Here is an 18,234-nt window from a genome sequence, read left to right as displayed (position 1 = left end):
CTGCTAAGCAGGGCCTTAAGTATAGAAGAATTACAGAATTCGGCTTATCAGGCGGTCTATTCGGATGCGGCGCAAGCGGCGTATCAGCTTGCGGACCTTGACGGGATATTCGGCAATACTCTGCAGGTCGCGGTAGTGCTGGACGACCGTGGTATGGGTGCGGATAAGCTCCAGCTCCCGGGTACGCAGAGGCTCCAGCTCCTGCTTAGGATCGTGGATCAGAATCGCATTTTCCAGATCGAGGCGCCAGGCTCTTGGATTGAGGTTGTTGCCGGTGAGCAGCATCCATTCGTCATCCACCCACATGCCTTTGAGGTGGTAGCTGTTATCGTCGTCTTTCCACAGGCGAACAATAAGCTGATCGCTGTTCACGTAATATTGCAGGCGGCTCAGAAAACGGCGGAGGTTGATTTCGTACAGATAGGGCAGGGCACCTATGATCTTAAAAGGCTGCTCTTCAGGAATATAAAAATCATTGGCAGTTTTGTCGCCGACAATAATTTCAACCTGCTTACCGTCGCGCAGCAGCTGGATGATATTGCGGACCAGCACCGCGGGCAGGTTGAAATAAGGTGTGCAGATAACCAGCTTCTTCTCCGTGCAGGGCATGAGATGGAAGATGGTTTTATTCAGCAGGCTGGTTTTACCCAGCCCAACCAGCGGGGTCACCGACAGCTGCTCGTTGTCCGCGTTGCCCTCAAAATGAAAAGTGGCGTCGCGAAGCTCCTGACGGAACAGACGAATGTCATTTTTTATCTCAGGGCTTTTCGGACGATGTTCGGCGTCCAGACGATGTACGGCACGACCGCGAACGAGGTTTTGATTAACCCAGTCATACATCACATCGGCAAGGCGAGGGTTGCTGATGACCTGATAACGGTCGTAGCGATATTTATCGTGCTGATGCAGATATACGTCGTTGAGGCTTGCACCGCTGTATATCACGGTGTCATCAATAATGAAGCCTTTGAAATGAAGCACGCCCAGGGCTTCACGGGTATTGATTGGCACGCCGTAAACCGGGATATCAATGCCCGGGAACTGCTCGGACATACGCAGATACCAGTCCGCATTGGTGTTGGTTGCCGCAACGCCAATTCTGCCACGCTGCGCGCGGTGCCAGTCGACTAATATCGTGACTTCTATGTCCGGACGCTTTTGTTTCGCTTCGTACAGCGCCGAAAGAATACTTTGACCCGCGTCGTCCTGCTCAAGGTAGAGCGCGACGATACAAACGCGGCGGGTGGCGCTGGCAATTTTTTGCAGCAAGGCTTCGCGGAAATCCGCAGGGGAGAAAAGGGTTTCTACATCATCAACTGACTGAGAAAGCTTGGGTAATTGAGCAAGGTGTTGTTGATGTTTATTGCGTTTAAATTTAGACAACATCACAGTGCGTATCTTCTCTATTCATTGGATGGCCTTCTGCAAAATCCAGACGTCAGAACCTGCTGATAATACCACTACTGACCGTCAAAGTGAGTATGTTTTCCAGTGTGTTACTCACGCTGAGGTGGTTTTCATCAGGGGCAAAGTCAGGCTAACGATACCATCTTCAAGCTGTATGTCGACCTCAAAGCCCAGTTTTCTGGCAAGCGTTACCATGCCCTGATTGTTCGGCATCGTGATGCCATTTAATCGCTGAAGTCCATGTTCAGCCGTGTAAGCGATAAGCTTTTCAAGCAGCCGGCGACCCAGCCCCAGCCCTTTCAGGTCAGATCGCACCAGCACGGCAAATTCGGCGTCAATATTGTCAGGATCTGAAATAGCACGCGTCACGCCAAGGATCTCTTCGTGGCCGTCCTGTCGACGTATTGCCACAAAGGCCATTTCTCGATCGTAGTCGATCTGGGTCATGTTGGCTAAATCTTCATGGCTAAATTCGTTGATCTCACTGAAATATCGATAGTAAAGATCTTCTTTTGTGACCTGGGCAATAAAGCGCTGCAGCTGTGGTTCGTCCTCCGGGAGGATAGGGCGGAAAAGGCAGCTTTCACCATTCTTCAGGATCACCACCTCTTCCAACTGATGAGGATACGGGCGCACGGCCAGACGTGAATCCGGATCGCCTTCGAACGGTGCCAGCTGCAGGGTGACGTCAAGCAGCGTGAATTCGCTACCTGAGGCCAAAAGGGGATGAATATCCAGCCAGTGGACCTCCGGGCAGTCGACTATCAGGTTTGATACCTGAACCAGCAGCTGGCTGATGCCGGTTATATCAAGCGGACGAAGCGAACTACGCCCACGAATTTTGCCGCTCTTAATTGCCTGGATCACCAGATAACGGGCCAGATTCATATTGAGCGGGGGCAGGGCAACGACGGCTTGTTGGTCGGGCCGCCATTCAATGCCGCCTTCACCCAGCATAATTAAGGGGCCAAAAATGGGATCCTGCTCCACTACCACCCGCAGTTCCTGGGCTCCGGCACGGTTCGCCATGCTTTGCACCAGCAGGCCATGGATCCGAGCCTGCGGCCACGCCATCTTTACGCGATCGATTATGGCGTCGGCAGCCTGCTGCACTTCGCTCGCCGTGCGCAGATACAACATCACGCCCTGTACTTCTGACTTATGGGGAATATCCGGCGAGCGGAGCTTAAGGGCAACGGGATAACCAATTTGTTCAGCAATATGCACGGCTTCGGCGCTGTCGCAGGCGATCCAGGTCGGGAGCGTATTCAGCCCGTATGCTTTGAGAATAGGGCTTACTTCATGAGTATCGAGTGCCGTAATACCATCCTGAAGCGCCTGCTGGATAAGTTCATGAGCATCGCTGGTATTCGCAGCAAGATTCGCCGGCAGAGCCGGTGTCTCCCTGAGCTGCTTCTGGTTTCTGCGATACTCCACCATATGCATAAACGCTGTCACCGTCCCTTCCGGCGTGCGATAGGTTGGTATGCCCGCATCGCTGAATAACCGGCGTGCTTCCTGTGAAGAGAATTCCCCGCACCAGTTTGTAATCAGCGTGACATATTTTCCTCGGGGGTGGCGTTGAAGTAATTCAATAATTGCTGAGGCGCTGGCCGTTCCCGGCGCGGCGGCACTGGGGGCGTGAATAATCATCAGTGCATCAAAATCATGGCTCTCGAGCAGAACCTCGATGGCGCGCAGATAGCGTTCTGGTGTCGCATCGTCCCTTAAATCCAGCGGGTTGCCACTGTCGACGCTCACTGGCAGCGCTGCTTTCAACCGGGTCAGCGTTTCGCCGCTCAGCGCTGCCAGTTTGCCATTGCGTAACCATAGTTCGTCAAGAGCCAGAGCGGCAGGCGCGGCCCCATTGCTGACGATCATTAATTTCTCGCCGCGCAGCGGCCGCATGTGGCTTAGCGTTTCGACGGCTGAAAATAGCTCATGCGTATCCTGGACGCGTAACAGACCAGCACGCTGGATTGCGGCATCCCATGCGGAATCCAGGCCTGCATGCGTTTTCAACAAGGCCTGGGCTTTTGCGCTACGCCCGCTCTTAATCACCAGAATCGGCTTGTTCCGGGAGGCGCTTCGGGCTGCCGAAACGAAGCGGCGGGCGTCGCTGAGATGTTCGAGATAAAGCAGAATCGCGCTGGTTTTGGTGTCCCGAGCCAGATAATCCAGCAGCTCGTCGACATCAATATCCAGACTGTCGCCCAAAGCGATAAACCAGGAGAAGCCCATTTCCCGCTGCTGCGCCCAGTCGAGGATGGTGTTTGAAACCGCTGCCGACTGCGAAATAAAAGCAAGTTTGCCTTTCTGGATTGGCACCGGGGAAAAGCTTGCGTTAAGTCCCTGCCACGGAGCGAGAAGGCCCAGGCTGTTTGGGCCAAGTAGCCGCATTTGCCAGCGGGTGGCGCGGGCTAGCAGTTCAGGGAGCTGCTCAGGCGTGGCGGAGAGAATAATACAGGCTTTACAGCCTTTCACGCCCAGCGCCTCAAGCAGTTCAGGGTTACGTTTGGCGTTTGTGCAGATGACGGCGAGATCGGGCGGGAACGGCAGGCTGGCAACATCGGGCCAGGCGAGTACGCCGCAAACGGCTTTATGGGCTGGCGTGACCGGCATGACGGGACCGTTAAATCCTCCGGCCAGCAGGTTGCGCATCATCAAATAGCCCGCGCGATCGGTTTTGGCAGACGCGCCGATCACGGCGATTGATTTAGGACGCAGCAGCGCCTCCAGCCCACGTTGACTCATTGCTCTCTCTCCTGAGAAATATCTACGTGAGTTTAAACGCTTTCTGGCTCCGCTGCTGTGACGCTGCCCTGATGATGAGGTTTACCCGCAAGATAGCGTTCACGGAAAAGCGTGAAATGTTCCGTCAAACCTGCTGAAGCCTGGACATCTCCCGCCTGTTCGAGCAGGGCGGCGGCGACTTCGGCCGTGCAATATTGGCCTTCAGCGTGAGCTACACGCAGGCGATAGGCCGAAGAAATGCTCAGATCAACTGAAATAACAGGCAGCTCGTCAAGCCAGGGGCTTTTGCGGAACATTTTGCGTGCTTCCGTCCAGGTTCCATCCAGCATAATAAACAGCGGTGGCTTGCCGGTCAGCGGCGGTGCGGTTAGCACGGTTCTGCCCGCATCGGCATAAGAGGCAGGAAAAACAACCATAGGCTGATAATCAGGACTGGCGACCAGATCCAGCATCGCCTGTGGTGGCTCGGTACGGGACCACTGAAATGCTTCGGTATCCGGCAGGATATCGGCAATCAAACGCCCGGTGTTGCTCGGCTTCATTGGCTCGGTATCGAACATGACCAGACAGAAGCGGCTGCGGGCGGACTGAGGCCGCAACGAGTCGCACAGGCAAGTTTTCAACGGCAATAAGCAGCGCTGGCAGCGCCGTACGCGGTTACCACGGGCAAGAAAAGGTCGGGTTGCGCGCGCCAGGCGTTCAGCGCGAAGACGAAGGACTGCGTTATCGGTCATCAGGGATACGGGAGCAAAAACGCTATTCTAACGTAGATAAGAGAGCGGGGCACTGGAATAGTGCCCCGGCAGGAAAGTCAGAGATTTTCGTTCAGCCAGCCGTCAAACGGACCTTTTGGCATGGCGCCGTTGAGCATATCCACCATTTCGCCTTTCCTGAAAATCATAATGGTTGGAATACTGCGAATGCGGAAGCGGGCGCTCAAAGCAGGTTCGGCTTCTGTGTTAACCTTAACGAAGCGGACTTTTCCGCTGCGTTCTTCGGCTACGTCTTCAAAAATTGGCGCGAAATTAACGCACGGGCCACACCACGGAGCCCAGAAGTCGACGACAACAGGCAGATCGTCCTGCAGCAGCTTATCCAGCGTCTCGCTGGTGGCGTTGATCACTTCACCATCAAACAGCTCATGGCCGCAGCGGCCACATTTAGCACCATCGTCAATACGGTCGTCAGGGAGGCGATTTATCGCCTGACAGGCGGCACAAACGGTATTCATAGCTAACCTCTAAAGATATTTGGCCAGATTCTCGGTGGGATAACCGATGATGTTTCTGAGATGTTAAAGAGTATCGGTGATTATTCTGCTGTCAACAAAGCGATTTATTCGATGGGTACAATAGTTATTAGCTTTTGACCAAAGTTAATGGCTAAGCGGTGCCACATCGGGTAATCTGCGCGCCACGCGCTCAGCCAGGTGGAGAGAAGAATGAACGACGATTTAAAAGGTAAAAGCGGCAAGGTCAAAGTGATGTATGTCCGCAGTGACGATGACAGCGAAAAACGCAGCCAAAACCCGCGTACTGGTAAAGGTGGTGGGCGTGCGACAGCTCCGTCACGCGCAGAGGGCGGTCGCCGTCCACGTCGCGATGATAAACCTGGCGCCGGGCGCGAGCGGAGTCGAAGTGACGATCGTGATGACCGTGGTGATTCACCATGGCGCACTGTTTCCCGAGCACCTCGTGCAGTGGAAGAGTCTACTACGCCCGATCACGGTGGTATCAGCGGTAAGAGCTTTGTAGACCCTGAAGTTATCCGCCGTCAGCGCGCGGAAGAAACGCGTGTTTACGGGGAAAATGCTTGTCAGGCTCTGTTCCAGAGCCGGCCAGACTGCATCGTACGCGCCTGGTTTATCCAGGGCGTAACGCCTCGCTTTAAGGAAGCATTGCGCTGGATGGCAGCTAACCGTAAAGCCTACCACGTGGTAGACGATGCGGAGCTGACCAAGGCATCAGGTACGGAGCACCACGGCGGTGTTTGCTTCCTGATCAAAAAACGCAGCGGGATTAGCGTACAGAGCTGGCTGTCTAAAGCGGGTGAGGACGATTGTGTTCTGGCCCTGGAAGACGTCGGCAACCCGCATAACCTCGGCGGTATCATGCGTAGTTGTGCGCATTTCGGCGTGAAAGGTCTGTTAGTTCAGGACGCTTCGCTGCTGGAATCCGGTGCGGCAGTTCGTACCGCAGAAGGTGGCGCTGAGCACGTTCAGGCAATCAGCGGTGATACATTCACCGACGGCCTCGAGCAGTTCCGCAAAGCAGGTTACGCCATCGTAACCACCTCCAGCCACAAAGGCACTCCGCTGTTCAAAGCAGAGCTGCCGAAGAAAATGGTGCTGGTGCTGGGTCAGGAACGCGAAGGCGTAACGGAAGCGACTTTCGATAATGCTGATATGAGCATTGCCATCGACGGTACGGGCAACGTTGAAAGTCTGAACGTGTCCGTAGCAACCGGCGTACTGCTGGGTGAGTGGTGGCGTCAGAACAAAGCGTAAGAACGCTTAAGATTCAGAACTCAAAAAGCCAGCGCAAGCTGGCTTTTTTGTATCTGCTATTCCGGTAGCTTCGGCGTCCAGTCTATTGGCGGCAGCCCCCGACTAATCAAATAATCATTAGTTTTTGCGAAATGTCCACAGCCCAAAAAACCCCGGTGTGCTGAAAGCGGGGAGGGGTGAGGGGCCTGCAGCACATGGTGGCGATTGCGATCGATAATGCTGCCCTTTTTCTGCGCGTGAGATCCCCACAGTAAAAAGACCACGCCTTCGCAATGGTGATTGATCAGCGCGATCACCTTGTCGGTGAAAGTCTCCCAGCCCAGCTTAGCGTGAGAATGTGCTTTCCCTGCCTCAACGGTTAAAACCGTGTTTAGTAAAAGTACGCCCTGGCGCGCCCAGCTCTCGAGATAACCGTGGTCTGGACGCACGAAATCCGGGAAATTGTTCTGCAGCTCTTTATACATATTGCTCAGCGAAGGGGGAACGGCTACGCCCGGCAGCACGGAAAACGACAGGCCGTGCGCCTGATTCGGGCCGTGATAGGGATCCTGCCCTAGGATCACGACTTTGACATCCCCAAGCTCGGTAAAGCGAAAGGCATTAAAGACATCTTTCTGCGGCGGGTAGACGGTGACGCCTGCAGCACGTTCAGTCGCAACGGTGCTGAGCGTATTAATGAAATAAGGCTGCTGCTTTTCTTCTGCCAGCACGTCGTGCCATGTGAGTGAAGCGGTCATCTCGCTCTCCTGCGAATTGTCATGGCGATAGCTTAACTTCTTCTTTCTGCATAGCAAAATCTGTTGCTCAGAGAATTGGGGTGGCCCTAAAAAAATTTGAAAATTTACATTTTTTTTAATTTGATTGGGCCTGCCTAAGTTGATGTAAAACAAATAAATGCTATCATACCCACAATTACCACATGGGCTTTATTGATTTAAATCAATGTTTACCGGTGGTGCGACTGGTATATAGATCAGCAAGGCAACAAAGGTTTTACCAATGAGCCAGAGTGTGGCCCAAAAAAATTACCCATAGGGAGACATAAAATGATTACTGGTATCCAGATTACTAAAGCAGCAAACGACGAACTTCTGAACTCTTTCTGGCTGCTGGACAGCGAGAAAGGCGAAGCACGTTGTGTTTGTGCGAAAGCAGGCTTTGCAGAAGATGAAGTAGTAGCCGTAAACAAACTGGGTCAGTTTGAATACCGTGAAATTCCAATGGAAGTGAAGCCAGAAGTTCGTGTGGAAGGTGGTCAGCACCTGAACGTGAACGTGCTGCGTCGTGAAACGCTGATGGACGCCGTTGAGCATCCGGAAAAGTATCCGCAGCTGACAATCCGCGTTTCTGGCTACGCGGTGCGTTTCAACTCACTGACTCCAGAACAGCAGCGTGACGTTATTGCTCGTACTTTCACCGAAAGTCTGTAATAGCTAATTAGCTGCAAAAGCCGGCTCAGCAATGAGCCGGCTTTTTTATTGCTTCGTTACTGCCAGCGGTCGAAAGCGATATAAGTGCGTATAAAGGTATAAAAAAACCGCCTCCGGAGAGACGGTTTATTGTCACGCTGATGAATTATTCAGCTGAGTCAGTTTTCGCCGTGCTAGGTTTACGGCGCTTACCCACGTTTTTCTTATCGCGATGGCGTACCTTCACGCGCGGTTTTTCTTTCTCGTCCTTCTTCTTCTCTTCGCGTTTAGCCAGCACTTTCTTAGAAGGCTTGCCGGTCAGCTTCTCGCTTGGCGCGCGCGTTTTCGGACGCAGCTCGTCAATTACTCGTGATTTCAGCGGTTCTTTCATGTAGCGGGTAATTTTACCCAGCAGCAGATGGTCGTGCGCTTCAACCAGAGAAATCGCCGTGCCCTTCAGGCCAGCACGGCCAGTACGGCCAATGCGGTGCAGGTAGGTATCTGCGGTGCGAGGCAAATCAAAGTTGAAGACATGGCTTACTTCAGGGATATCAATCCCGCGTGCGGCAACGTCGGTGGCAATCAGCACGTTTACACGCCCGTCGGTCAGGCGTTTGATCGCTTCTGTACGTTTCATCTGAACCATCTCGCCTTCGAGATAGCAGGTATTAATGCCCGCTTCGCGTAGCCAGGCAACCAGCTCATGCACTCGCTCGCGCTTGCGTACAAAGACGATAGAGCGGGTGGTTTCCGGCTGCTGAAGAAGATTTACCAGCAGGGCGGTTTTATGCTCAATATCATCAGCACGGTAGTACCACTGGTGAATTTTCTTGCGTTCACGCGTGGACGAGGTTGCTGAAACTTCTACAGGATCTTCCAGCAGACGTTCGGCAAAATCTTTAACCGCATTGCCTTCCAGCGTGGCTGAGAAGAGCATGGTCTGTTTGCGCCAGCGGGTTTCTGCGGCGATGGTTTCGATATCCTGCGCGAAACCTAAATCCAGCATACGGTCGGCTTCATCAAGAATCAGCGTTTCTACCGCGCGGCAGTCAAAGTTTTCTTCTTTGATGTACTGCAGCAGGCGTCCGGTAGTCGCGACCACGATATCCTGGTTTTCACTGAAAACTTCAGCGTGGTTCATATAGGCCACGCCGCCGGTGATAGTAGCGATATCCAGATGGGTATGCTTCGCCAGTTCACGGGCATGTTCCGCTACCTGCACCGCCAGCTCACGGGTTGGCGTAACGATCAAAATGCGCGGCGGGCCTGATTTCTTGCGGGGGAAGTCGATCAGATGCTGCAGCACTGGCAGCAGATAGGCGGCTGTTTTGCCGGTACCTGTTGGCGCGGAACCCAGAACGTCACGCCCCTCAAGCGCAGGAGGAATGGCGGCAGCCTGAATAGCTGTCGGTCGAGTAAAGCCTTTGTCCTGAAGTGCATTCAAAAGGCTTTCGTCTAGTTCGAGTTCGGAAAAAGTGCTTACAGTCATGTTCTACCTCTATGTGGGGCGCCGATTATAGACGTTATGGCTGCGATCTTCATCTGTTAGTGTGTCAACGTGATGCTTTTCCTGGCCCCTGCTTTGCCTTATGCTACTGCGGTTTCTTTACAGGGTTAAAAAGATGTCCAGGCAGAAAGCGAATTTGCGTCGTGATGGATTCACATTCAAACAGTTTTTTATCGCACACGATCGCTGTGCCATGAAAGTCGGTACCGACGGTACGTTGCTGGGCGCGTGGGCGCCGGTCGCCAATGTTAAGAGTGTATTGGATATCGGTACGGGCAGCGGCCTGCTGGCTCTGATGCTTGCACAGCGTACCGGAGATGATGTGCCCATCGATGCGGTGGAACTCGATCCTGTCGCCGCAGAACAGGCCGCGGAAAATGCCAGCACCTGCCCCTGGGCATCCCGTATTAACGTACATTGTGCAGATATTCGCGAGTGGGCGCAGCAGGCGTCCCAGCGCTACAACTTAATCGTCAGCAATCCACCGTTCTTTGAGCAGGGCAGCACCTGTGCATCGCCTGAACGCGCTCAGGCGCGTTATACGACCACACTGGATCATAGCGCGTTACTGAACAGCGCCACGCAGTTAATTACCGAAGACGGTTTTTTCTGTGTGATCATGCCGGAGACGGCGGGAACAGCATTCAGCGAGCAGGCAAAAAGCCAGGGCTGGTTTGTGCGTTACCGCGCGGATGTGGCAGATAACGAAACGCGCCTGCCGCATCGGGTGATGCTGGCGCTTTCGCCGACGGACGGGGAGTATTTCACCGAGCGGCTGGTTATCCGTGGGCCAGACCAGAACTGGTCAGAAGGTTACTGTGGTCTGACCCAGGATTTCTATTTGTTTATGTAAAGCGGGGAGAGAATGCTCGGTCCAGAGTGTTCCGCCAGCTCCGGATAGTCCAGAGTATAGTGCAGACCCCGGCTCTCTTTGCGCATCATTGCACAGCGGACAATCAGCTCAGCAACCTGCACCAGGTTGCGCAGTTCGAGCAGGTTATTAGACACCCTGAAGTTCGCGTAATACTCGTCAATTTCTTGTTGCAGCATAGTGATGCGACGCAGGGCGCGCTCAAGACGACGCGTCGTTCTGACAATCCCCACGTAATCCCACATAAACAGGCGCAGCTCATGCCAGTTATGCTGAATAACGACCTGCTCATCCGGGTTATCCACGCGGCTGTCGTCCCATTCCGGAAGCGATTTCGTTTCCCGTGCGAAAGGCATGCGCTTTATGATGTCTTCTGCAGCAGACCAGCCGTACACCAGACATTCCAGCAGGGAATTTGACGCCATGCGGTTTGCGCCATGCAACCCGGTATAGGTGACTTCACCGATAGCATAAAGTCCGTCTACATCGGTACGTCCGTTCTCATCGATCATCACGCCGCCGCAGGTATAGTGCGCGGCGGGCACGACGGGGACGGGTTCCTTCGTCAGATCGATTCCCAGGCCCAGCAGCTTTTCGTAAATGGTCGGGAAATGGTGGCGGACGAACTCTTCGGGCTTATGGCTGATATCCAGATACATGCAGTCCGCGCCAAGACGCTTCATTTCATGATCGATTGCGCGGGCGACGATATCGCGCGGGGCAAGCTCGCCGCGTTCATCAAAGTCAGGCATGAATCGGGTGCCGTCAGGGCGCTTGAGATAAGCCCCTTCGCCACGCAGCGCTTCGGTCAGCAGGAAGTTACGGGCCTGGGGATGGAAAAGCGCCGTTGGGTGGAACTGATTAAATTCGAGATTCGCAACGCGGCATCCCGCACGCCACGCCATGGCGATACCGTCGCCTGAAGAGATGTCAGGATTGGTGGTGTATTGATAAACTTTGGAAGCTCCGCCGGTTGCAAGAACGACGGCTTTCGCCCGGCAGGTTTCAACCTCTTCGCGATTGCGGTTCCAGATCCATGCGCCGACCACGCGCCGGGTGCCCGGCAGGCCTATCTTATCTGAAACAATCAAATCCACGGCGTTGCTGCGTTCGATCACCCGGATATTAGGATGGCTCAGGGCTTTACCCACAAGCGTCGTTTCGACTTCTTTGCCCGTGGCGTCAGCGGCATGAAGAATACGACGGTGGCTGTGGCCGCCCTCGCGGGTCAGATGATAGCTCTCAGAGCCATTCGCCTGGATTTCCGTATCGAACAGAACGCCCTGATCGATCAACCATTGCACGCAGTGACGCGCATTGCTGGCAACAAACTCCACGGCACCGCGATCGCAGATTCCCGCGCCGGCGATAAGCGTATCTTCAACGTGTGAATCGACGCTGTCAGTTTCATCAAATACGGCGGCAATTCCGCCCTGAGCATATAAGGTCGATCCTTCGTTGATTGGCCCTTTACTAAGGACAATCACTTTGCTGCTTTCCGCCAGGCGTAAGGCCAGAGAGAGGCCAGCAGCACCGCTACCAACGATCAGCACATCACAGGCAAGTTCGGGATTTGTCTTCATGGTGTTTAATTTACTAAACAAAGGTCAGGCCAGCATAGCACCCACTGCCAGCGGCAACACGCTTTTTTTCCGCTTCTGTTATTTCAACTAAACAAGTGGCGGATTACAGAGGAAGAGCTAATGAAGCGTGAAAAGAAATGAAAATATGTGTGAAAAGGGGCGTTAGTAACAGATTTACTGATGAAAAATAGCTATTCGTGCGATACTCTGCAGTCGACTGAAAAAAGATTTTCAGATAACCGATTGTCACCGTTTTGCGTAGCCGAACTTATAATTAAGAAGAGATCAGTCGCAAAACAGAACAGAAAAACAAAGGCGTAACGGAACTTTGCTCCGGTCGGGCACTCAAACCCAGAACTTGCTCATACTTCAGAGTTCGGGTGGCTTTTCGATTACGCGTGGAAATTAGGTTTGGGGAGACATTACCTCGGATGAGCGAGCAGTTAACGGATCAGGTCCTTGTCGAACGGGTCCAGAAGGGAGATCAGAAGTCCTTCAATTTGCTGGTAATACGTTATCAGCATAAGGTGGCGAGTCTGGTTTCCCGCTATGTACCCTCTGGGGACGTCCCGGATGTGGTACAGGAATCTTTTATAAAAGCTTATCGCGCGCTGGATTCTTTCCGTGGCGATAGCGCGTTTTACACGTGGCTGTACCGCATTGCGGTCAACACCGCGAAAAATTATCTGGTTGCTCAGGGGCGTCGACCGCCAGCCAGCGATGTGGATGCAATAGATGCTGAAAACTTCGAAAGCGGCAGTGCGCTGAAAGAAATTTCGAACCCTGAGAACTTAATGTTGTCTGAAGAACTGAGACAAATAGTTTTCCGTACTATTGAGTCGCTCCCCGAAGATTTACGCATGGCAATCACGTTGCGGGAGTTGGATGGTTTAAGCTATGAAGAGATAGCCGCCATCATGGATTGCCCGGTAGGTACAGTGCGATCTCGTATTTTCCGCGCGCGGGAAGCTATTGATAATAAAGTTCAACCGCTTATCAGGCGTTGACGATAGCGGGTTACTGGAAGGGTATTTAGGATGCAGAAAGAACAGCTTTCCGCTTTAATGGATGGGGAGACTCTGGATAGCGAGCTGCTGGGTACGTTGTCGAAAGACGCGTCGTTGCAGCAAAGCTGGGAGAGCTACCACCTGATCCGCGACACCATGCGCGGAGATACCAGTGAGCTACTTCATTTTGATATTTCTGCCAAAGTTATGGCGGCGATTGAAAATGAACCAGCGCGTCAGGTCACGCCAATTATTTCGGAGCAGCAACCTTTGCCTCAGCAATGGCAGAAAATGCCGTTCTGGCAAAAGGTGCGTCCATGGGCCAGCCAGCTCACCCAAATGGGCGTTGCCGCATGCGTATCGCTTGCGGTGATCGTTGGGGTGCAGCACTATAACGGTCAGTCAGATAATGCTGCACAGCCAGAAACGCCGGTTTTCAATACCCTACCTATGATGGGTAGAGCAAGCCCGGTCAGTTTAGGCGTGCCTTCTGACAGCACCGCCAGTACCGGTCAGCAGCAGGTTCAGGAACAGCGCCGTCGTATCAACGCTATGCTGCAGGATTACGAATTGCAGCGCCGTTTACACTCTGAACAGCTCCAGTTTGAACAGGCGCAAACCCAGCAGGCTGCGGTGCAGGTGCCAGGAAACCAGACTTTAGGAACTCAATCGCAGTAATGAAGCAACTTTGGTGTGCTCTGTCTCTGATGGCGGGCAGCCTGTTGTTCACCTCCAACGCCTCGGCGGACACCGTTTCGTCCGGGGCGTTGTTGCAGCAGATGAACCAGGCGAGTCAGTCCCTCGATTACGAGCTGGCGTTTATCAGCATTAACAAGCAGGGGATAGAGTCTTTACGCTATCGCCATGCGCGGCTTGATAATCGACCGCTTGCGCAATTACTACAGATGGATGGCCCGCGTAGGGAAGTTGTCCAGCGTGGGAGTGAGATCAGCTATTTTGAACCGGGCCTGGAACCTTTCACGCTCACCGGGGATTACATCGTTGATTCGCTGCCGTCCATCGTTTATACCGATTTCAAGCGCTTAACTCCCTACTACGATTTTATCGCCGTGGGCCGCACGCGCGTTGCCGACAGGCTGTGTGAAGTTATTCGCGTGGTCGCCCGGGATGGAACGCGTTACAGCTATATTGTCTGGATGGACACGGAAACCAAGCTGCCGATGCGCGTCGATTTACTGGACCGCGACGGTGAAACCCTTGAGCAGTTTCGGGTCATCTCCTTCTCGATAAACACCCAGGTCAGCGGCACGATGCAAAACCTCGCGAAAGCAAACCTGCCGCCGCTGCTCTCTGTCCCGAGCAGCGATAAAGCAAACTTTACCTGGGCACCCACCTGGCTGCCACAGGGGGTCAGCGAAATTTCAAGCAGCCGTCGTCCGCTGCCAACCGTTGATGTTCCTATCGAGTCACGTCTCTATTCCGACGGCTTGTTTAGCTTCTCGGTGAATATCAGCCAGGCGGGCACCGCCAGCAGCGATCAGCTGTTGCGTACCGGCCGCCGTACGGTCAGTTCTGTCGTGCGTGATAAAACCGAGATTACCGTCGTCGGTGAACTGCCGCCGCAAACGGCTAAGCGCATCGCGGACAGCATTAAATTCAGGAATGCCCAATGATTAAAGAGTGGGCAACGGTTGTCTCCTGGCAGAACGGCGAAGCCATTCTGCGCTGCGACGTCAAGGCATCCTGCAGCAGCTGCGCCTCTCGTGCAGGCTGCGGCAGCCGCTTGTTGAATAAGCTGGGGCCGCAGAATCACCACATGCTGTCCGTAGCGAGCGAACAGCCGCTGGTGGCAGGGCAAAAAGTTGAGCTGGGAATTGCCGAAGGCAGCCTGATCGGCTCGGCGCTGCTGGTCTATATGTCGCCGCTGGTGGGCCTGTTTATCGTCGCCGCGCTTTTCCAGGCGCTGTTTGGCTCTGACCTCGCCGCGTTTTGTGGTGCGGTGCTGGGCGGCGTTGGCGGCTTTTTAATAGCGCGAGGGTTTTCAGCAAAGTTGAGCCACCGTGCCGACTGGCAGCCCGTTATTCTTAGCGTTGCGTTACCGCCCGATGCGCTACGCGTCGAGACAATCACCTCCGCTGATGGCCGCTAATCCTCCTCCAGCTGCTCTCCGATATACCCCTTCCGCCCGGCCTCCGTTATTGCCTCAGCGAAGCTTGCAGGATGAGCAGTTTCCTCGCTTTCTGGTTGTAGTGTAGAATGCGTCGTTTCAGGCAGAAATCAGCCATGACATCCTGCTCCGTACAGCGCGAAGCGCCGAGCTCTCAGGCCATTTGTAAGGCATAAAAACCTCTAAATATGAAGAATATACGTAACTTTTCTATTATTGCCCACATCGACCACGGTAAATCGACGCTGTCTGACCGTATCATCCAGATTTGCGGCGGCCTGTCCGACCGCGAAATGGCAGCCCAGGTTCTGGATTCCATGGATCTGGAGCGTGAGCGCGGCATTACCATCAAAGCGCAGAGCGTGACGCTCGATTACAAAGCAAGCGATGGCGAAACTTATCACCTGAATTTCATCGACACCCCAGGCCACGTTGACTTCTCTTATGAAGTCTCGCGTTCTTTAGCCGCCTGCGAAGGCGCTCTGCTGGTGGTGGATGCCGGACAGGGCGTAGAAGCCCAGACTCTGGCGAACTGCTATACCGCGCTGGAAATGGACCTGGAAGTTGTTCCGGTACTGAACAAGATTGACCTGCCGGCCGCCGATCCCGAGCGCGCGGCGCAGGAAATTGAAGATATCGTTGGCATTGACGCCGCCGATGCGGTGCGCTGTTCAGCGAAAACCGGTCTGGGCGTGACGGACGTTCTGGAACGTCTGGTGCGTGATATTCCGGGGCCGGAAGGCGATCCGGAGGCGCCGCTGCAGGCGCTGATCATCGACTCCTGGTTCGATAACTACCTTGGCGTTGTCTCTCTGGTGCGTATCAAAAACGGCACCATGAGAAAAGGCGACAAAATCAAAGTAATGAGCACCGGCCAGGTATATAACGCCGACCGCATCGGTATCTTTACGCCAAAACGCGTAGACCGCGATATGCTCGGCTGCGGCGAAGTAGGCTGGCTGGTTTGTGCTATTAAAGACATTCTGGGTGCGCCGGTTGGCGATACCCTGACGCTTGCTCGTAACCCGGCGGAAAAGGCGCTACCGGGCTTTAAGAAAGTGAAGCCTCAGGTTTATGCCGGCCTGTTCCCGGTCAGCTCCGACGATTACGAGAACTTCCGTGATGCGCTGGGCAAGCTCAGCCTGAACGATGCTTCACTGTTCTATGAGCCAGAAAGCTCAACGGCGCTGGGCTTCGGCTTCCGCTGCGGCTTCCTCGGCCTGCTGCATATGGAAATTATTCAGGAGCGTCTGGAGCGCGAATACGATCTGGACCTGATCACCACGGCACCAACGGTAGTTTATGAAGTTGAAACCACCGGCGGCGAAACGATCTATGTTGATAGCCCATCCAAGCTGCCAGCGCTGAACAATATCGCCGAACTGCGTGAGCCGATCGCCGAGTGTCACATGCTGATGCCGCAGGAATACCTGGGCAGTGTCATCACTCTGTGTATCGAGAAGCGTGGCGTGCAGACAAACATGGTTTACCACGGTAACCAGGTTGCACTAACCTATGAAATCCCAATGGCGGAAGTGGTCCTCGACTTCTTTGACCGTCTGAAGTCGACCTCCCGCGGCTATGCGTCACTGGATTACAACTTCAAACGCTTCCAGGCATCAGACATGGTGCGTGTGGACGTACTGATCAACGGCGATCGCGTGGATGCGCTGGCGCTGATCACCCACCGCGGCAACTCCCAGTTCCGTGGGCGTCAGCTGGTCGAAAAAATGCAGGAACTCATTCCTCGTCAGCAATTTGATATCGCTATTCAGGCGGCAATCGGTGCGCACATCATTGCCCGTTCTACCGTGAAACAGCTGCGTAAAAACGTGCTGGCTAAATGTTACGGCGGTGACGTAAGCCGTAAGAAAAAGCTGCTGCAGAAGCAGAAAGACGGTAAGAAACGTATGAAGCAGGTTGGTAACGTTGAGCTGCCGCAGGAAGCGTTCCTCGCCATTCTGCACGTTGGTAAAGACGGCAAATAATCTAAGGAGTTGGCATGGCGAATATGTTCGCTTTGATCCTCGTGATAGCCACGCTGGTGACAGGCTTGTTATGGTGCATTGATAAGTTTATTTTTGCGCCAAAGCGTCGTGAAAAGCAGGCGGCGGCTCAGGCTGCTGCCGGTGAAAGCATCGATGCAAAAACCCTCAAGAAAGTGGGACCTAAACCCGGCTGGCTGGAAACGGGCGCGTCCGTATTCCCGGTGCTGGTAATCGTACTGATTGTGCGCTCGTTCGTTTACGAGCCGTTCCAGATCCCGTCAGGTTCAATGATGCCGACGCTGCTAATTGGCGATTTTATTCTGGTCGAGAAGTTTGCCTACGGCATTAAAGATCCTATTTACCAGAAAACGCTAATTGAAACTGGTCATCCTAAGCGCGGCGATATCGTAGTGTTTAAATATCCTGAAGATCCGCGTCTTGATTATATTAAGCGTGCAGTTGGTTTGCCGGGTGACCGAGTAAGCTACGATCCGGTCGCTAAACAGGTCACCGTACAGCCAAACTGCAGTTCCGGTCAGGCCTGTGAAAACGCTCTGCCGATTACTTACAGTAACGTTGAGCCAAGTGATTTCGTCCAGACCTTTGCGCGTCGTAACGGCGGTGAAGCAAGTTCAGGCTTCTTCCAGCTGCCGCTGAACCAGACAAAAGAGGGGGGCATCCGCCTCGCGGAACGTAAAGAGACGCTGGGTAATGTCACCCACCGCATTCTGACCGTGCCGGTCGCACAGGATCAGCTGGGGATGTATTACCAGCAGCCAGGTCAGCAGCTGGCCACCTGGATTGTCCCGCCGGGACATTACTTTATGATGGGGGATAACCGCGACAACAGCGCCGACAGCCGCTACTGGGGCTTTGTTCCGGAGCAAAACCTGGTGGGCAAAGCAACGGCCATCTGGATGAGCTTTGAAAAGCAGGAAGGTGAATGGCCAACCGGCGTTCGTCTGAGTCGTATTGGTGGAATTCATTGATCAAATAAAACTATTCAGATAACGACTTTCTATGTCGTTATCTATAGAATATCCCCCCGTAATAAGGTTGGCTCCTCAATGAGGA

At 53.8% G+C, this 18,234-nt stretch carries 16 protein-coding genes and 1 pseudogene; 10 read left to right on the top strand and 7 right to left on the bottom strand.

The window, feature by feature from the left end; translation table 11 throughout:
* Positions 1-30: 30 nt before the first annotated feature.
* The 4 genes from pssA to trxC form a co-directional block, all read right to left on the bottom strand.
* On the bottom strand, positions 31-1,386 hold the full coding sequence (gene pssA / locus ACA108_16715; GenBank protein ID XEX94994.1) for a CDP-diacylglycerol--serine O-phosphatidyltransferase: 1,356 nt from the start codon (positions 1,384-1,386) through the stop codon (positions 31-33).
* Positions 1,387-1,500: 114 nt separating this feature from the next.
* Complete coding sequence (gene pat, locus ACA108_16710) at positions 1,501-4,161, bottom strand: protein lysine acetyltransferase (GenBank protein XEX94993.1); 2,661 nt, start codon at positions 4,159-4,161, stop codon at positions 1,501-1,503.
* Between the two features lie 32 nt (positions 4,162-4,193).
* A complete protein-coding gene (locus ACA108_16705) occupies positions 4,194-4,895 on the bottom strand; it encodes a tRNA-uridine aminocarboxypropyltransferase (protein XEX94992.1) in 702 nt (233 codons plus the stop codon).
* Between the two features lie 77 nt (positions 4,896-4,972).
* Positions 4,973-5,392, bottom strand: a complete 420-nt coding sequence (gene trxC, locus ACA108_16700; protein ID XEX94991.1) for a thioredoxin TrxC — start codon at positions 5,390-5,392, stop codon at positions 4,973-4,975.
* Positions 5,393-5,602: 210 nt separating this feature from the next.
* Between trxC and ACA108_16695 the strand changes: the two genes are divergently transcribed.
* Positions 5,603-6,667 carry a tRNA/rRNA methyltransferase gene (locus ACA108_16695; protein XEX94990.1) on the top strand — a complete coding sequence of 355 codons (1,065 nt, stop codon included), beginning with the start codon at positions 5,603-5,605 and terminating at the stop codon, positions 6,665-6,667.
* Positions 6,668-6,723: 56 nt separating this feature from the next.
* On the opposite strand, the gene ung is transcribed toward ACA108_16695, so the two are convergent.
* Positions 6,724-7,404: a uracil-DNA glycosylase gene (gene ung / locus ACA108_16690; GenBank protein ID XEX94989.1), complete on the bottom strand. Its 681-nt coding sequence runs from the start codon at positions 7,402-7,404 to the stop codon at positions 6,724-6,726.
* Between the two features lie 309 nt (positions 7,405-7,713).
* Here ung and grcA point away from each other — a divergent pair, with 309 nt between their 5' ends.
* Positions 7,714-8,097: an autonomous glycyl radical cofactor GrcA gene (grcA, locus tag ACA108_16685; GenBank protein XEX94988.1), complete on the top strand. Its 384-nt coding sequence runs from the start codon at positions 7,714-7,716 to the stop codon at positions 8,095-8,097.
* Between the two features lie 145 nt (positions 8,098-8,242).
* Here the strand turns inward: grcA and srmB are convergent, their stop codons facing one another.
* Positions 8,243-9,565, bottom strand: a complete 1,323-nt coding sequence (gene srmB / locus ACA108_16680; protein XEX94987.1) for an ATP-dependent RNA helicase SrmB — start codon at positions 9,563-9,565, stop codon at positions 8,243-8,245.
* A 133-nt stretch (positions 9,566-9,698) separates the two neighbouring features.
* Here srmB and ACA108_16675 point away from each other — a divergent pair, with 133 nt between their 5' ends.
* Positions 9,699-10,436, top strand: a complete 738-nt coding sequence (locus ACA108_16675; protein XEX94986.1) for a tRNA1(Val) (adenine(37)-N6)-methyltransferase — start codon at positions 9,699-9,701, stop codon at positions 10,434-10,436.
* On the opposite strand, the gene nadB is transcribed toward ACA108_16675, so the two are convergent.
* Positions 10,421-12,037: an L-aspartate oxidase gene (gene nadB, locus ACA108_16670; GenBank protein ID XEX94985.1), complete on the bottom strand. Its 1,617-nt coding sequence runs from the start codon at positions 12,035-12,037 to the stop codon at positions 10,421-10,423. The genes ACA108_16675 and nadB overlap by 16 nt on opposite strands.
* 381 nt (positions 12,038-12,418) lie before the next feature.
* Here nadB and rseD point away from each other — a divergent pair.
* The 7 genes and pseudogenes from rseD to lepB all read left to right on the top strand — a co-directional run bounded on the left by rseD (position 12,419) and on the right by lepB (position 18,149).
* Positions 12,419-12,472: pseudogene (gene rseD / locus ACA108_16665) on the top strand (rpoE leader peptide RseD).
* Positions 12,469-13,044, top strand: a complete 576-nt coding sequence (rpoE, locus tag ACA108_16660) for an RNA polymerase sigma factor RpoE (GenBank protein XEX94984.1) — start codon at positions 12,469-12,471, stop codon at positions 13,042-13,044. Before rseD ends, rpoE begins: the two are co-directional and overlap by 4 nt.
* Before the next feature lie 30 nt (positions 13,045-13,074).
* Positions 13,075-13,722, top strand: a complete 648-nt coding sequence (gene rseA, locus ACA108_16655; GenBank protein ID XEX94983.1) for an anti-sigma-E factor RseA — start codon at positions 13,075-13,077, stop codon at positions 13,720-13,722.
* Positions 13,722-14,678 (top strand): sigma-E factor regulatory protein RseB, encoded by a 957-nt coding sequence (gene rseB, locus ACA108_16650; protein ID XEX94982.1) that lies wholly within the window; start codon positions 13,722-13,724, stop codon positions 14,676-14,678. Before rseA ends, rseB begins: the two co-directional genes overlap by 1 nt.
* A complete protein-coding gene (rseC, locus tag ACA108_16645; GenBank protein XEX94981.1) occupies positions 14,675-15,154 on the top strand; it encodes a SoxR-reducing system protein RseC in 480 nt (159 codons plus the stop codon). Before rseB ends, rseC begins: the two co-directional genes overlap by 4 nt.
* A gap of 206 nt (positions 15,155-15,360) precedes the next feature.
* Complete coding sequence (gene lepA / locus ACA108_16640; protein XEX94980.1) at positions 15,361-17,160, top strand: translation elongation factor 4; 1,800 nt, start codon at positions 15,361-15,363, stop codon at positions 17,158-17,160.
* A 14-nt stretch (positions 17,161-17,174) separates the two neighbouring features.
* Entirely contained in the window at positions 17,175-18,149 is a 975-nt protein-coding gene (lepB, locus tag ACA108_16635; protein ID XEX94979.1) for a signal peptidase I, read from the top strand.
* Positions 18,150-18,234: the final 85 nt, after the last annotated feature.

The sequence above is a fragment of the Dryocola sp. LX212 genome (genome assembly GCA_041504365.1).
Lineage (GTDB): Bacteria > Pseudomonadota > Gammaproteobacteria > Enterobacterales > Enterobacteriaceae > Dryocola.
This window is presented reverse-complemented; position numbering and strand designations above follow the sequence as displayed.

Bases quoted from the DNA above. Each gene is read 5' to 3' on its own strand.
- lepB (XEX94979.1), top strand. From the start codon at position 17,175: ATGGCGAATATGTTCGCTTTGATCCTCGTGATAGCCACGCTGGTGACA.
- ACA108_16675 (XEX94986.1), top strand. From the start codon at position 9,699: ATGTCCAGGCAGAAAGCGAATTTGCGTCGTGATGGATTCACATTCAAA.
- srmB (XEX94987.1), bottom strand. From the start codon at position 9,565: ATGACTGTAAGCACTTTTTCCGAACTCGAACTAGACGAAAGCCTTTTG.
- rpoE (XEX94984.1), top strand. From the start codon at position 12,469: ATGAGCGAGCAGTTAACGGATCAGGTCCTTGTCGAACGGGTCCAGAAG.
- rseA (XEX94983.1), top strand. From the start codon at position 13,075: ATGCAGAAAGAACAGCTTTCCGCTTTAATGGATGGGGAGACTCTGGAT.
- ACA108_16705 (XEX94992.1), bottom strand. From the start codon at position 4,895: ATGACCGATAACGCAGTCCTTCGTCTTCGCGCTGAACGCCTGGCGCGC.
- pat (XEX94993.1), bottom strand. From the start codon at position 4,161: ATGAGTCAACGTGGGCTGGAGGCGCTGCTGCGTCCTAAATCAATCGCC.
- lepA (XEX94980.1), top strand. From the start codon at position 15,361: ATGAAGAATATACGTAACTTTTCTATTATTGCCCACATCGACCACGGT.
- pssA (XEX94994.1), bottom strand. From the start codon at position 1,386: ATGTTGTCTAAATTTAAACGCAATAAACATCAACAACACCTTGCTCAA.
- ung (XEX94989.1), bottom strand. From the start codon at position 7,404: ATGACCGCTTCACTCACATGGCACGACGTGCTGGCAGAAGAAAAGCAG.
- grcA (XEX94988.1), top strand. From the start codon at position 7,714: ATGATTACTGGTATCCAGATTACTAAAGCAGCAAACGACGAACTTCTG.
- trxC (XEX94991.1), bottom strand. From the start codon at position 5,392: ATGAATACCGTTTGTGCCGCCTGTCAGGCGATAAATCGCCTCCCTGAC.
- nadB (XEX94985.1), bottom strand. From the start codon at position 12,037: ATGAAGACAAATCCCGAACTTGCCTGTGATGTGCTGATCGTTGGTAGC.
- ACA108_16695 (XEX94990.1), top strand. From the start codon at position 5,603: ATGAACGACGATTTAAAAGGTAAAAGCGGCAAGGTCAAAGTGATGTAT.
- rseB (XEX94982.1), top strand. From the start codon at position 13,722: ATGAAGCAACTTTGGTGTGCTCTGTCTCTGATGGCGGGCAGCCTGTTG.
- rseC (XEX94981.1), top strand. From the start codon at position 14,675: ATGATTAAAGAGTGGGCAACGGTTGTCTCCTGGCAGAACGGCGAAGCC.